The 14465-nt window shown below is 39.4% G+C and carries 11 protein-coding genes, 1 rRNA gene and 1 pseudogene; 5 read left to right on the top strand and 8 right to left on the bottom strand.

Annotated features, from left to right (window positions below):
• Nucleotide 1: 1 nt before the first annotated feature.
• Both H7A25_19520 and H7A25_19515 read right to left on the bottom strand, forming a co-directional pair.
• Nucleotides 2-1741, bottom strand: coding sequence for a PAS domain S-box protein (locus H7A25_19520; protein MCP5502096.1), 1740 nt, complete (start codon nucleotides 1739-1741; stop codon nucleotides 2-4).
• 23 nt (nucleotides 1742-1764) lie between these two features.
• Complete coding sequence (locus tag H7A25_19515; GenBank protein MCP5502095.1) at nucleotides 1765-1953, bottom strand: hypothetical protein; 189 nt, start codon at nucleotides 1951-1953, stop codon at nucleotides 1765-1767.
• A gap of 122 nt (nucleotides 1954-2075) precedes the next feature.
• On the opposite strand from H7A25_19515, the gene H7A25_19510 reads away from it, so the two are divergent.
• The 3 genes from H7A25_19510 to H7A25_19500 all read left to right on the top strand — a co-directional run bounded on the left by H7A25_19510 (nucleotide 2076) and on the right by H7A25_19500 (nucleotide 8097).
• Nucleotides 2076-4073: a hypothetical protein gene (locus tag H7A25_19510; GenBank protein MCP5502094.1), complete on the top strand. Its 1998-nt coding sequence runs from the start codon at nucleotides 2076-2078 to the stop codon at nucleotides 4071-4073.
• A 77-nt stretch (nucleotides 4074-4150) separates the two neighbouring features.
• Nucleotides 4151-4708, top strand: a complete 558-nt coding sequence (locus H7A25_19505; GenBank protein MCP5502093.1) for an FABP family protein — start codon at nucleotides 4151-4153, stop codon at nucleotides 4706-4708.
• Nucleotides 4709-5128: 420 nt separating this feature from the next.
• Nucleotides 5129-8097: ribosomal RNA gene (locus tag H7A25_19500) — 23S ribosomal RNA — on the top strand.
• Between the two features lie 69 nt (nucleotides 8098-8166).
• On the opposite strand, the gene H7A25_19495 is transcribed toward H7A25_19500, so the two are convergent.
• Genes H7A25_19495 through H7A25_19480 form a run of 4 tightly spaced genes read right to left on the bottom strand, consistent with a single transcriptional unit; the run spans nucleotide 8167 to nucleotide 10076 of the window.
• A complete protein-coding gene (locus H7A25_19495; protein MCP5502092.1) occupies nucleotides 8167-8493 on the bottom strand; it encodes a hypothetical protein in 327 nt (108 codons plus the stop codon).
• Nucleotides 8490-8675, bottom strand: coding sequence for a hypothetical protein (locus H7A25_19490; GenBank protein ID MCP5502091.1), 186 nt, complete (start codon nucleotides 8673-8675; stop codon nucleotides 8490-8492). The genes H7A25_19495 and H7A25_19490 overlap by 4 nt, the downstream gene beginning before the upstream one ends.
• Nucleotides 8676-8689: 14 nt before the next feature.
• Nucleotides 8690-9385, bottom strand: a complete 696-nt coding sequence (locus tag H7A25_19485) for a transglutaminase domain-containing protein (GenBank protein MCP5502090.1) — start codon at nucleotides 9383-9385, stop codon at nucleotides 8690-8692.
• Nucleotides 9375-10076 carry a response regulator transcription factor gene (locus H7A25_19480; protein ID MCP5502089.1) on the bottom strand — a complete coding sequence of 234 codons (702 nt, stop codon included), beginning with the start codon at nucleotides 10074-10076 and terminating at the stop codon, nucleotides 9375-9377. The genes H7A25_19485 and H7A25_19480 overlap by 11 nt, the downstream gene beginning before the upstream one ends.
• A gap of 154 nt (nucleotides 10077-10230) precedes the next feature.
• Here H7A25_19480 and H7A25_19475 point away from each other — a divergent pair, with 154 nt between their 5' ends.
• Together H7A25_19475 and H7A25_19470 are read left to right on the top strand one after the other, a co-directional pair.
• Complete coding sequence (locus H7A25_19475) at nucleotides 10231-11811, top strand: peptide chain release factor 3 (GenBank protein MCP5502088.1); 1581 nt, start codon at nucleotides 10231-10233, stop codon at nucleotides 11809-11811.
• 132 nt (nucleotides 11812-11943) lie between these two features.
• Nucleotides 11944-13869: a response regulator gene (locus tag H7A25_19470; GenBank protein MCP5502087.1), complete on the top strand. Its 1926-nt coding sequence runs from the start codon at nucleotides 11944-11946 to the stop codon at nucleotides 13867-13869.
• Nucleotides 13870-13878: 9 nt separating this feature from the next.
• On the opposite strand, the gene H7A25_19465 is transcribed toward H7A25_19470, so the two are convergent.
• Nucleotides 13879-14217, bottom strand: coding sequence for a XisI protein (locus tag H7A25_19465; GenBank protein MCP5502086.1), 339 nt, complete (start codon nucleotides 14215-14217; stop codon nucleotides 13879-13881).
• A 142-nt stretch (nucleotides 14218-14359) separates the two neighbouring features.
• A pseudogene (locus H7A25_19460) lies at nucleotides 14360-14440 on the bottom strand (Uma2 family endonuclease).
• Nucleotides 14441-14465: the final 25 nt, after the last annotated feature.

The following is a 14465-nucleotide window of genomic DNA, read 5'->3' as shown; positions in this document are numbered from 1 at the left end:
CTTACAACTCTTGTTGGACTGGCTCAGTTTTTAAGCGAACTAAGAGAATTGTTTTTCCGAACCCTGTAGAAAAGCTGATTTCTCCTCCGAGGGTATCGGTCATTAATTTGGCACTATAGGTACCCAAACCACTTCCTCCGCTCTTCCCATAGGTAGAGAATTTATTAAAAAATGTAGATTGAATTTGTATCGGAATTTCTCCATTATTTATAACGCGTATTTCAATATTTTTTTTTGTGAGAGTGTTTATCTCAATAAATACCGTATCATTCTTATGTGAGGCTTCAATTGCATTTTTTATCAGGTTACCTAAAAGTGGTAACAATAAATTTTTATCTGTTTCTATTAATAAATAATCATCCTGTCTTAAACTTCTTCCATTTAATGTTACCTGATAAGCGATGCCCCTCATTTCCTGGGACAGTAAAAAATGTCTGTGTAAGAGACGCCGCAATAGATCGATGAAATCAATAGTTTCCAATCTGGGGAAATAGGTACCGTTTTCAATTTTATATAAATTTAAAGAATTATCAATTTGCTCTAACATTTCAAAGGCCGAATCGCGTATAAACTGTAGTGCTTCCTTATCCTCTGCTTCAAGATCCTCATTATTATCCATAATAATTGTAGAGAAACCAACAATCGCAGATAATGGATTTTTTAAATCATGTCTGGAAATTCTATCTATTGTTTCCTTAAATTCTTCCAGTTTTTTTTGCCTGGATATATCAGTAAATGCCCATATAATTCCGGAATCAATTCTTCCGGGTTCAATAATACTACCAAAAAATTTGCAGTGAATAAGTTTCGCATTTTTTCTCTTTATTATCATTTCGGTTTCAATGGATGCATATTTTAGTAATTCATCATGTATCATTTTTTGCATCTTTTCATCATAATTCTGGTAGAGGAAATCCGGATCTCTATTTATCAACTCTTCCCTGGAATATCCGGTAATCATTAAACCTCTTTTATTCACCTGGTTCACTACTTTTCCATCTTTTAAATAGATAAGACCCACTGCATTATTATTAAAAATCGTTTCTAATTCGGATAAAGCATGGCGTAAACGGAAATTTGTATCTCTTTCTTTTTCTTCTGCAAGCTTTGCCATCTTCCAGTTATAGTATTCGTTTCGTTTTATTTTATGAATCTGGTTGGTAAGATAAAATCCATATATATTCACTCCGACTAAGGAAATAATCAGAAATGCTGATTCTACACCATGGAAGTTGTTTGTCGATACACAAAAATTAATATACAGCATGGTAAGAGAATAAATGAATGCAAGAGCTATCTGAAAAATAAATCGAATAGGAAGCCAGGTATAAAGCATAAATAGTATAATAAATCTTAATATGCTAATATGACTAAAGGTAAGAGGCCTTGTATAGTTAATGCTTTCCCCAATGATAAAAATTACTACAAACCAGAAAGCTAAGGTTAAATCGACAACTATAAATTTTTCTGAGGTTTTAATTATATACAAAACCAGAATAGAAATAGCTAAAAGAATGAAGCGTAAAAAAATTAAGCGATAGAACAGTGTTTTGTCAGAGAAAAAAAGTAGATAGTCGTTATAAATCAAGGAGGCAGATACTATGTTTATCATTAAAATAAGAAAAAATGCCGGTATTCTTTCACGTTTAAAACTGTAGGCTCTATACTCATGTTCGAGCTTCCTGTCTCTAAAACAACCGGTTAGATTTCTTATAAGTTTAGATTTCTGGTTTAAATTCATAAAAAAACAATTTATAAAAGGATTTAATTAGGATGAGATACATCAACCACATTATTCTTATCTTCTTTTTTTTTAATATTTTGTTGCTTATGAAGAATATCCAGTAATAAAATCCGATCTTCGGAAAAAAAATCCTTCATTCTCTCCTGTAACCGAAAGCGAAAGTTCCCGTTTTCATCCTTATAAAGCTCAAAAATAGATTCTCTATCCATTTTTACAATTCCTATTTATAACAATCGTTATTTATAAATACATTCCTTCTTTATCATAGCATATTATTTTGTATTTTTCTACTAAAAAAAACAATCTAATCTGTAGAAGGTAAGAAAAGGATATGATATTTTATAGGTTTGGAGCATTACCATTCAGAACTGCGGTTCAGCCATTTTTTTATTTCTTTCTTCTCCTACTCTTAAGTGCTTGTTCTCAAGCTAAAAAAAAGGATACCGGTATTCTGTATTCACTTCTGGGTTTACCTCCTGCATCTAAAACAGATTCGGCATTTGTCAAAGGTGTAGTTAGAAGCTTAAACAAACCCTTTCTGGTGATGCCCGGACTTGATTTATACTGGAAAAATAGTCATGAGGAATTGCGAACCGTTCAGACTGACGAAAATGGAAATTTTGAAATACAACTCCCTCCGGGTTCATACAATTTAAAATTAAAAAAGAATGAACTGGAACTGGGAGAAGCTAACATTCTTCTACTTGAAGATATTCAAATTTTATTTGTTGAGGGTTTTTTATTAGAAATAAAGGAATATAAAAGTCCTGACTATTATCCTTCCACTGAGCTAAATACAGGTCAAAGTTTTTGCCAGATACATAAGGATATGCAAAACAATCAGGATTATAAAATCTTCACCTTTGATACAAGCAATAAGTCACAATCGCAGGATGTTGGATTTTGTTTATCTTCTATAGAGTATTCGAATATTTATATCATGTATACAAAAACTCCGGATAGGAACATAAGGAATGCAGAGCCTTCTATAACAAATATTCTTCCTTTTCAATCTCAGATTCATCCAAATTATGTAGATGAATTTTTATATAAATCCAAACTTAAAACCCGGAAGAATGCTTCGAAACCTATGCCTAAAAAAGTAAGTAATCCGGGTTCGGATATTAAAACCTGGCTTACCGCTACTCAAAAGGTAGAGGGGAGTTGCTATACATCATTAGAATATGGAGAAATAGAAACCAGGTTGCGCTATTCTGGAATACTAGCCGGTGGGGTACCTTTAAGAATTTGGGTAGGTGATAGAGACTGGGCAGATAGCGGTCAAGCTGATAAGAAATTAAATGAAGAAAAAATTCAATCTGCCGTACAACATTTTTCATCAACAGATGGAATTTACTCTGTTTTACGCAATATTAGCGGAGAAGAATGGGGGGAGCATTCTTATACAAATTTAATCTCCGGAGTACATCCGGGAATAGATATTGTATATTTTGATATACACTGTGATAATTCATTAAGTGGTATTTTAGGATATTATAATTCAGCAAATAATTTCTTAAAATCTGAAGTTCCGTTCAGTAATGAGGCTCTTGTATTATTTATAGATTCTGTTTTTCTTGCCAGCAAATCCGGTTCAAGCTGGGAAGAAAGTGATGAAGCACCCACTCTATCGATTTTGACCCTTGCTCATGAATTTCAACATATGATTCACTTCTACCGAAGAAAGGTTTTAAAGGGAATTAACTCTGAAATCTGGTTCAATGAGTTAAGTTCTTTAATGGCTGAAGATATATTTCTTTCCCGACTTTCCGGAGGAGAATTAATACGGAATAATCGTTTTTATAAATATATCACTCACTCCGATTGTAGTTTGAGCGATTGGGATAAAAATCCATCACATTGTGACGTTTTTACCGATTACTCCCTGACCTGGTCATTTGCTGCGTTTTTAATCCGGCACTTCGGTCCTGAAATTTTGCGTGATATTGTCAACTCGAAGAAGTTATCTTATGAAGCAATAGAAGAGTCAATAAAGCAATCAGGTGTAGCTTTATCTTTTTCTAATATTTTAAGAAATCACGGTCTTAGCACTATTCTCAGCGATTATAAATCCTCGCTTCCTCTCTATTATGGGTATCCTGAAAACAATTTGGCTTATAAAGGACTTTCTCTTAAATTCCCTGAAATCAATCCTATTCACTTTCCTAAACCTACTTTTATCCAAACACAGTCTGTACAACAGGATGTTTCGAGTAACCAAATTTTATTATGGAAAAAAGACTTTAATGGAAACCTTCAAGAAAAGTTATATATCCCACCTGGCTATATTGTAACAGTTCTTCTTGAACCCAAATCCAAAAATCCATAGAGCTTCTCTGGGTAGGGAGTTTTTTTATTTACAAGTTCTCCAGTATTTTTCCATATTTTATTACAAAGGAGAAATGAATGGCAGTAGAGAATGTAACCGATTTTGGACCTCTAAAAGAATTACTCGGAACCTGGAAAGGCGATAAAGGGCTGGATATAGCTCCTGAACCGGAAGGAACAGAAGAAAGCCCGTATTTTGAAACAATTACTTTTGAGGAAGTCGGAGAAATAAAAAATGCAGAAACCCAGGAACTCGTAGCCATCCGTTATTTACAGGTAGTGCGACGTAAATTAAATGGAGAAGTATTTCATGATGAAACAGGTTATTGGATCTGGGATAAGAAAGATAATACAATTATGCTTACATTTTCAATCCCAAGAGCAGTAAATGTATTGGCCACAGGTTCTTTTACAAAAACAGAGAAAGAAATTATAATCAAGGTAGAAGCTATAAAAGAAAAGCAGGATTTTAGTATATTACAATCTCCTTTTATGCTTCAAAATGCAAAAACGAATAGTTTTACAAGAGAGTTCAGGATTTCTACAGATACACTCAGTTATTTCCAGAATGTGCATTTGGATATATACGGTAAGACTTTTGAGCATACCGATAAGAATGAATTGAGAAGAGTTTAACGAATATGAGAGGGCATCACTTCACTTATCATCATTGGATGTGGTAAAGGTTGGTATTTTATTTAGGAAGGGAGGGTTTAGTGGGGGGAGTCCGGGAAAAATTTTTAATTTTTCTTAGTAATAAATACAAAAAAGTGTTGACGTAGTGGAGAGTGTATGGGAAGTTGTTTTTCACGCGAGGGGCAGTAGTTCGGGACGAGGTAAAGGTTCTGGAGAATGATGCGAGTCGCAAGTTCATTATTAACTGAATCAAGTCGTATAGTAAAAAGTTATTTTATTGAGAACAAAAACAATAAAAGAAAGAAATTAATTAATAATTACAATTTTAGTGAAGACACCTGGAATTAGTAGAAGAAAAGAAGAACCAGGCTCATTCTTGCGAGACGTTAGGATTGCATGACGTAAGTTATGTGATAAGTAATATGGTCAAGTAAGTAAGGGCATACGGGGGATGCCAGGGCACTGAGAGGCGAAGAAGGACGTGGTTTGCTGCGATAAGCGACGGGGAGTTGTAAACAAGCGTTGATCCGTTGATTTCCGAATGGGGGAACCCGGCAGGCGATAGCCTGTCACCCATGCGAGTGGGGGCGATACCCGGGGAATTGAAACATCTTAGTACCCGGAGGAGAAGAAAGAAAGTTCGATTTTGTGAGTAGCGGTGAGCGAAAGCGAAAGAGCCCAAACCTCTGTCTATGTTACAGGCATGGACCGCTGTAGCAGAGGTGTTGAAGGAGCCACAAGTGAGAGTTCATGATCTCACGAAGAGTAAAAAAGGTTGAGTATAGAGGAACGGTATTGGAAAAGCCGACCAGAGAAGGTGAAAGTCCTGTATTCGAAATAATCAACTCTCTTAGTGGAATTCCTGAGTACCACGGAACACGTGTAATTTTGTGGGAATCTGGAGGGACCACTCTCCAAGGCTAAATACTCCTCAGTGACCGATAGTGGACGAGTACCGTGAGGGAAAGGTGAAAAGAACCGGGGGACCGGAGTGAAATAGAACCTGAAACCGTATGCTTACAAGGTATCAAAGCACTTGAGATGTGTGATGGTGTGCCTTTTGTAGAATGAGCCGGCGAGTTACTCTATGTTGCGAGCTTAAGACAGTGAGATGTCGGAGGCGAAGCGAAAGCGAGTGTTAATAGCGCGAGAAAAGTAGCATGGAGTAAGCCCGAAGCCAGATGAGCTATCCATGGGCAGGCTGAAAGTGAGGTAAAACTCAGTGGAGGGCCGAACCCGTTGACGTTGAAAAGTCTTGGGATGACCTGTGGATAGGGGTGAAAGGCCAACCAAATCTGGCAATAGCTGGTTCTCCCCGAAATAGCTTTAGGGCTAGCGTCATATGTTTAGTCACAGGGGTAGAGCTACTGACAGGGCTAGGGGGCCCACAAGCTTACCAAACCCTATCAAACTCCGAATACTGTGACTTGAAGTATGGCAGTCAGACTACGGGGGATAAGCTTCGTGGTCAAAAGGGAAACAGCCCGGACCGTCGTCTAAGGTCCCAAAATTCATGCTAAGTGTGAAAGGATGTGGAGATACGGAGACAACCAGGAGGTTGGCTTAGAAGCAGCCACCCTTGAAAGAGTGCGTAATAGCTCACTGGTCGAGTGTTTCTGCGCCGAAAATGTATGGGACTAAGCATGATACCGAAGACACGGGTGTGCAGTGATGCACGCGGTAGGGGAGCGTTCTTTCATCCGATGAAGATATACCGAGAGGCGTATTGGAGGAGTAAGAAGTGAGAATGCCGGCATGAGTAGCGTAAAAAGGGGTGAGAGTCCCCTTCACCGAAAACCCAAGGATTCCCCGGGAAGGCAAATCCGCCGGGGGTTAGTCGGGTCCTAAGGCGAGGCCGAGAGGCGTAGTCGATGGCAAGCAGGTTAATATTCCTGCACCGTTATGATTGTGCGAAGGAGTGACGCAGAAGGATATTTAGAGCGGGGCGTTGGTAGACCCTGTTGGTATATGTAGGCTATGAGAGATGCAGGAAAATCCGCATCTTGAGCGGAGGTATATCGGGAAGTCTCAGAGATGAGAATAAGCTAAAGATTCCAAGCTGCCAAGAAATAGCTTCTAAGTTTAGGTCATAATGTCCGTACCGCAAACCGACACAGGTGGGTGGGAAGAGAATTCCAAGGTGTTCGAGATAACTTTCGTTAAGGAACTCGGCAAAATGTCCCTGTAACTTCGGGAGAAAGGGATCCGAATTGAGTGAAGCCCCGCGGTGAAGCTCGAGTCGGACGCAGTGAAAAGAGGGTGGCGACTGTTTACCAAAAACACAGGTCTCTGCGAAATCGTAAGATGACGTATAGGGACTGACACCTGCCCGGTGCCGGAAGGTTAAGAGGAGATGTTAGCGCAAGCGAAGCTTCGAATCGAAGCCCCGGTAAACGGCGGCCGTAACTATGACGGTCCTAAGGTAGCGAAATTCCTTGTCGGGTAAGTTCCGACCTGCACGAATGGTGTAACGACCTCCCTACTGTCTCAACGAGAGTCTCGGCGAAATTGTAATGCCCGTGAAGATGCGGGCTACCTGCGATAGGACGGAAAGACCCCGTGAACCTTTACTGTAACCTGGCATTGAACTTTGGTTTATTATGTGTAGGATAGGTGGGAGACTGAGAGACATGGACGCTAGTTTGTGTTGAGTCATCGTTGAAATACCACCCTTAGTGAACTCGAGTTCTAACTGTGTGAATTACACAAGACATTGTCAGGCGGGCGGTTTGACTGGGGCGGTCGCCTCCCAAAGTGTAACGGAGGCGCCCAAAGGTTCCCTCAGCGCGGACGGAAATCGCGCAAAGAGTGTAAAGGCAGAAGGGAGCTTGACTGCGAGACCAACAAGTCGAGCAGATGCGAAAGCAGGGCTTAGTGATCCGGTGGTTCTGAGTGGAAGGGCCATCGCTCAACGGATAAAAGGTACTCCGGGGATAACAGGCTGATCGCGTCCAAGAGTTCATATCGACGACGCGGTTTGGCACCTCGATGTCGGCTCGTCGCATCCTGGGGCTGAAGCAGGTCCCAAGGGTATGGCTGTTCGCCATTTAAAGCGGTACGCGAGCTGGGTTCAGAACGTCGTGAGACAGTTCGGTCCCTATCCATCGCAGGCGAAGGAGATTTGAAGGAAGTTGCCCCTAGTACGAGAGGACCGGGGTGAACGGATCCATGGTGTATCAGTTGTCACGCCAGTGGCATTGCTGAGTAGCTATATCCGGACGGGATAACCGCTGAAAGCATATAAGCGGGAAGCCTCTCCAAAGATAAGATCTCCCTCCGCAAGGCTAAAGGCCCCGGGAAGATGACCCGGTTGATAGGCTACAGGTGTAAGTGTGGTAACACATTCAGCCAAGTAGTACTAATAGGCCGTGAGACTTGACCATATTACCAAAAACCCCATCAACTCGATGGGGTTTTTTATTCTCTCCACTTCATTTCATAACTAATTGGTTTTGGAATTATTTTACACAGAGAGTATGGGTTGAATAAGTTTTCTTTACTTCAAGATTGTATCCATAGTGGACAAGGTGTACTCTGGCTACATCTGCATTAAGTTCTTCTGAGGTCCAGAACACAGCTCCCTCCCAGTCTTTCTTTATTTTCTCAATTGAAGTGAAAGATTGGGGATCCGGTAAGGAAAATTGTTTTTCCATGCAGCGTTTCTTTGCTTCCTGCCAGTTTAATTGTCCTTCATAAGAGAACTTTTTTACATTTATAAGAGCTGGTTTTTTAATAGATGAACAGGATAATAGGGAGAATAAGATAAAAATCGTGTAGAACTTCATTTGGAACTTATCTCCTTTATTTCTTCCTCTATAGCTTCTAATCCTTCTTTTGTTTTTGCTTCTTTGAGTAAATCCAGTAGGCGATTCTTTGTTTCCTGTTTTTCTTTTAGTTTTAGAATTTCTTGTCTGAGAGATTCATGAAGCTCTTCAAATTCTAATTCGTTTATATCAAAAAAGCACATAAGTAAATCCTTTTTTAAGAGTGTTTTTCCACTTCCTCTTCAAAGCTTTTTCCTCTATACTTCTCCGGAGCAAAGCGAAGGTTCATTTTTACCGGAATATGAGGGTAGTATTTTTCATATTCATCCAATATTTCTTCATAGGGTAGGTCAATAAAACTTCCTCTCTCCCTTATGTATTCCATGTGTTTTTTACCGGATACATCGAAGGGGTGAAAGATAGCATCTTCCGTTCCATCAAAATCCAGAGGAATGACGCCGGCTTTCTCACAGAGTTTTTTATCAAAAGCGGGAGTGAGTTTAAACCATTTCCCATTAATTAAAACTTCTGTATACCCGTGAAAGATAAACACATCTGTTTTCATTACTTCTCGAAGTCGTTTCGAATTTAGATGGTTTTTCACATCCGCAAAGCCCGGTCTTGCCGGGAGTCCTGCCGAACGATAGACCGCGGTTAAGAGGATTGCTTTAGTAATGCAAAAACCATATCCTTTTTGAATCACCGAACTGGCTCGCAGGGCTTCTCTGTGCAGGTCAACACGGTAAGGATCATAAGAGATTCCGTCTCGAACATGGTAAAAGAGTTTAATAGCCATTTCCATTTCTGTTTCATTTCCTGAGAGGATAGGCCGGTAATAGGATTTGACTATTTCCGAATCGCTATCAATAAAATAGCTGGGTTGTAAATATTCTTTCATTATCTTATGCTTCAAAGGCCTTCTTAAATTGGGAAAACATCGAACGGCTCAGAGGGAGCCGGGTATTATTTTTCAACTGTACCTGAAAGGTATTATTTTTTCCATAGAGAATTCTTTCTACTTCTTCAAGGTTCACAATACAGGAACGGTGGATACGGATGAAATTGGGAGGAAGATCTTCTGATATTTTATCCATAGTTTTTCGAACTCTTTCCGAAGCAGAGTTTTTCAAATAAATCAGGGTATAATTCTTGTCGGATTCAAGATAGGCTATGGTTTCTGGTTTGACCATTTCCAGAGATTCTTCTTTTTTTACCGGAATAAAATCTTTTTTAATGCCCCTTGTTTTGACTGCGTTTCTTACCCTGACCATGGCTTTGGCAAAACGCTCTAAGGGAAAGGGTTTCGGAAGAAAATCGAGGACGCTGAACTCAAACGCGTCAATAGCGTATTCTGTATGAGAACTTGTAATGATCGTGTAGAAAGAAGGATTTGGAATTTGGCGCAGTAGGTCAAAACCATTCTCTTCATTCAGGTCAATATCTAAAAAAACAAGGTCTACCGGGTTGTCTTCTAAATAGTAAATCGCCGGAAATAAAGCATGAAACGTTTTTAAAGTCTGGATTTCTTTTCCGAAAACCTCTTCACAATAGCCCGCTATCCGCCTGGCAGCAGGGGGTTCATCATCAATGATTAGAATTCTCATTTCAGTATCAGATTTTTTTTTATAGGGATTCTGTTTTCAAGAAAAATAATTAAAAAGTAAGAATCTCTACCTTAAAGCCTTCTTGACAGGTGGTGCTTTTCAAAAATCGTATACCGATACAAGTAAAGAGGGCCTGCCCAAAGAACGGCGTTTTATGAAACAGGAAGTAGATAAAAGAAGAACCTTTGCCATTATTGCTCACCCCGACGCGGGAAAAACCACCCTTACCGAAAAACTTTTATTATATGGAGGAGCTATACAGATGGCCGGGGCTGTAAAAGCCCGAAAAGAGAGAAGGGGAGCTACTTCGGACTGGATGGCGATGGAAAGAGAGAGAGGAATTTCGATTACCTCGGCTGCCCTGCAATTTGAATATAAGAATCATGTTTTGAACCTTCTCGATACTCCGGGACACGAAGATTTTTCGGAAGATACGTATCGAACTCTCATAGCAGCGGATACGGCCATCATGGTTTTGGATGCAGCCAAAGGTGTGGAGCCCCAGACCCGTAAGCTCTTCAAGGTTTGTAGGGATAGGGGAATTCCTATCATTACCTTTGTAAATAAAATGGACAGGCCCACCAAGGAATTATTTGAGCTTCTCGATGAGATTGAGGAAGTATTGGGCATTACAGCAATTCCCCATGTCTGGCCGATAGGAACGGGTTTTGATTTTAAAGGAGTGTATGACAGGCAGGAAAAAAAGGTTCACCTGTTTGAAAAAACACCGGGAGGAGCTTTGCGGGCTCCCTTTTCCGTTTCCGGGATAGATGACGAGGGCTTAGATTCTAAGATAGAAAAAGAAATATTAGAAAAATGCAGGGAAGATGTAGCTTTAATTGAAGATGGAATCGAAGCCTTCTCTAAAGAGCGGTTTTTAGATGGTGAAATGTCACCTGTTTTTTTTGGCTCGGCTGTGAATAACTTTGGAATTCAGCTATTCTTAGAACACTTTTTGGATCTGGCACCGGCACCGGTTCATACTCCTCTCGAAGATGGAAAATTTTTAGATCCCTTAAAGGCTCCCTTTAGTTGTTTTGTTTTCAAGGTTCAGGCCAATATGAACAAGGTTCACCGTGACCGTATTGCTTTTGTACGAATTTGTTCCGGTAAATTTGAGAGAGGTTTGACTGTAACACATAATCGTTTAAATAAACCGGTTAAGCTTTCTTCTTCTTTTGCTTTTTTTGGACAGGAACGAAATACTATAGATGAGGCCTATCCCGGAGACATTATCGGGCTTATTAATCCGGGAACATTCAAAATCGGAGATATACTATTTTCCGGAAAGGAGGCTCCGGCTTTAAAGCCATTACCCACGTTTGCACCGGAAATGTTTGCTACCGTTTCTTCTCCCGAAAGTGCAACACAAAAGAGTTTTCGCAAAGGAATTGAACAGCTTTCAGAAGAAGGAATTTTACATCTCTTTAGTTCCAAGACTATCGGTTCGGGAAGTCCTATTATCGGGGCTTTGGGTCAGCTTCAATTTGAGGTTTTCCAGAGACGCTTAAAGGATGAATATAATGTAAGTACCAACCTTACCAACCTTCCATATCAGGCCTGTAGATGGATAGAAGAAAAAGATGAGACTGCCGTTTCTTCCACAATTCCCAAAATCATGGATAGAGAAGGTCGTTATGCTTTGATGTTTGAAACCGAGTGGGATTTGAATTATTTTCAGAGGAACCACCCTGATATAAAACTTTATGATTCACCGGAGTATATTCCTTCTTGAGTATTTACTAAATTTTAAGAGGCACTTAATTCTTTGCCTCTGTTTTATATTTTTTTTGTAAATTTAGTTCCTGTTATTTTTTCCTATTGACCGGGAAGTCTCTAACTGAAAAACTCTGGCTAACGAGATATTATGGATGATACTCATAATATAAAAAACGATTGCTTTGCCCTTATTGACTCAGCAGGAAATATTCTTTCCGTGTGTCATAACTGGCGAAATTTTATTTCATTGTTTGAACCCTACCTGCTTAAAAACCTTAATAGTAAGAATTATCTAGAATTTTATTCAAAAACAATTGAAGTTCCTCATGCACGGGGAATTCTTGAAGCTCTCAGGGCTGTTCTGAGTGGTAAAAAGGAAGAGCTTGAACTTTCTTATTTACAAGAGGATGCCTACTATTTACGGATGAGGATCAGTTCCTTAGCGGGAAATGGAGAATCAAAATTCATTGTTTTTCACGAGAATATTACAGATGTTCAATTGGAGCGTGAGGCCGAAAAAACTAAGCTCCAGGCTATTTTTCATAATACATTCGAGTTTATAGGCTTACTGGATCCGGAGGGCAGGCTTGTAGAAATTAACCGTACCGCTCTTGAAATTTTTAGTATTCAGAGGGAAGAGGTAATTGGTAAAGAATTCTGGTTGACTCCCTGGTGGACACCCTCTGAAGAATTAGTTGAGAAAATAAAATTTGGTGTAGAAAAAGCCCGTAAAGGTGAATTTTATAGAACTGAAAATACCCATATACTACCAGATGGAAATCTTATCTATGTTGATTTTTCTATAGCCCCTGTATTTGATGAGGATGGAAATCTGATTTATTTACTCCCGGAAGGTCGAGAGATTACAGAGATCAAGAAAATGCAGAATCAACTAAAAGAAGCCCAATTTGAAGCCGAGAAATCAGCTCAGGCAAAGTCTGAATTTTTAGCCAATATGAGTCATGAAATTCGAACTCCTCTGAATGGTATATTAGGTTTAGCTGAAATTCTCTTACAGGAGGCTCCTTCTTCCGAGCAACTCAAATACTTGCAAATGATCCATAGTTCCGGTAAAAATCTTTTAGGCATTATCAATGATATCTTAGATTATTCAAAGATAGAAGCCGGGAAGATGGAACTTCATGAAAGCATATTTGATATTCATCATGCTCTGGAGGAATTAGTATTTCCTTATGTTCAATTATCAAAGAAGTCTTCCCTGACTGTTTCTTACAAAATTCATCCGGATGTTCCCAGGTATATTTTGGGAGACTTGCTACGCTTGAAGCAGGTATTGAATAACTTCTTAAGCAATGCTATCAAATTTACCGAGAAAGGTTATATTATGTTAAGCCTGAAAGTAGATGAGATAGAAGGAGAAAATGTAGTCCTACATTTTCAGGTAAAAGATAGCGGTATCGGTTTATCAAAAAAACAAATATCCAATATTTTTACTCCTTTTATTCAGGCAGATAGTTCGATTACAAAGAAATATGGTGGAACCGGTTTGGGTCTGAGTATTTGCAAAAAAATTTCAGACATAATGGGAGGAAAGATATATGTAGATAGCATTCCCGGTCGGGGGAGTATTTTTCATTTTATCGTGAGTTTATCTGTAAGGAAGAAAATCGATGATTTTCAAATTATTGCAGGTTTAGAAGAGGATGCTTCTAACTTACATATTCTTTTAGCCGAGGACAATGCAGTAAACCAGGCCGTGTGTAAACATATTCTTAATAAATCGGGTCACCGCGTAACGGTTGTAAGTAGCGGTCTTGAAGCAGTCCGCCTGATAAAGGAAGAGAGAAGATTTAACTTGATTTTAATGGATATCAGTATGCCGGACATGGATGGACTAACGGCCTTGAGTCATATTCGAGAACTGGAAGGGAGTCGAAATCTCTATACGCCTGTTATTGTTTTGACGGCCTATGCTTTGCAGGGAGATAGAGAAAAATTTCTGGAATTGGGCGCGGATGATTATCTGTCAAAACCTTATTCCGGGGAAGAACTGCAAAGGCTTATAAGAAAATTTTCAAAAGGAGTAAAGAATTTTTGTGAGCTGGATGAGTAAAGAAGCGATTCAGGACTTCGCATATCCGCTGTCTTCTCTTCTGTCCGGATGGATATAGGCTAAGACAATATTTTCTCTGGCTATTCCTTTTTCACAGAGTATGTCTTCTATCGGGATTCCTGTATTATCTTGCTGTATATAAATTTTTTCTTTAAAGACAGAAAAATGTAAGACGCATTCATGAATTCTTTTTTCTCCCTCCCAGCCTGTAAGATACAGCAGAAATTTGTCTCTTTCTGAATCTATAATAATTTCAAAGTCTAATGGGTTGCCGTCCTGAATTCTGGCATTTCCATAGGTTTGCAGGATTTCTTTCAGGCAGTTTCGGATGAGTTTTAGTTTGTCCATAGGTACTGAATCGGAGTATCTCTTTGAAAAAATTGGAAGTTTCTCCCCTTGTCCATTGAAAAATATTCAGTGTCAATTATTAATGGCCCATTAGCTTTTTCAATCGCTCGATTTCTTCTAGTAGGGCCGCGTTTTGCTGGAAGGCCTGCTCTTTTGCCAGTCGTTCCTGTTCCTTTGCCTGTAATGCCTGTTCCTTCGCCTGACGTTCCCGTTCTTCCGCCTGTACTGCCTTTTCCACCTTACAAAGA

The organism is Leptospiraceae bacterium (genome assembly GCA_024233835.1).
Classification (GTDB): Bacteria; Spirochaetota; Leptospiria; order Leptospirales; family Leptospiraceae; genus JACKPC01.
The sequence above is the reverse complement of the archived record's forward strand: the minus strand, read 5'-3'. Positions and strand labels throughout refer to the sequence as shown.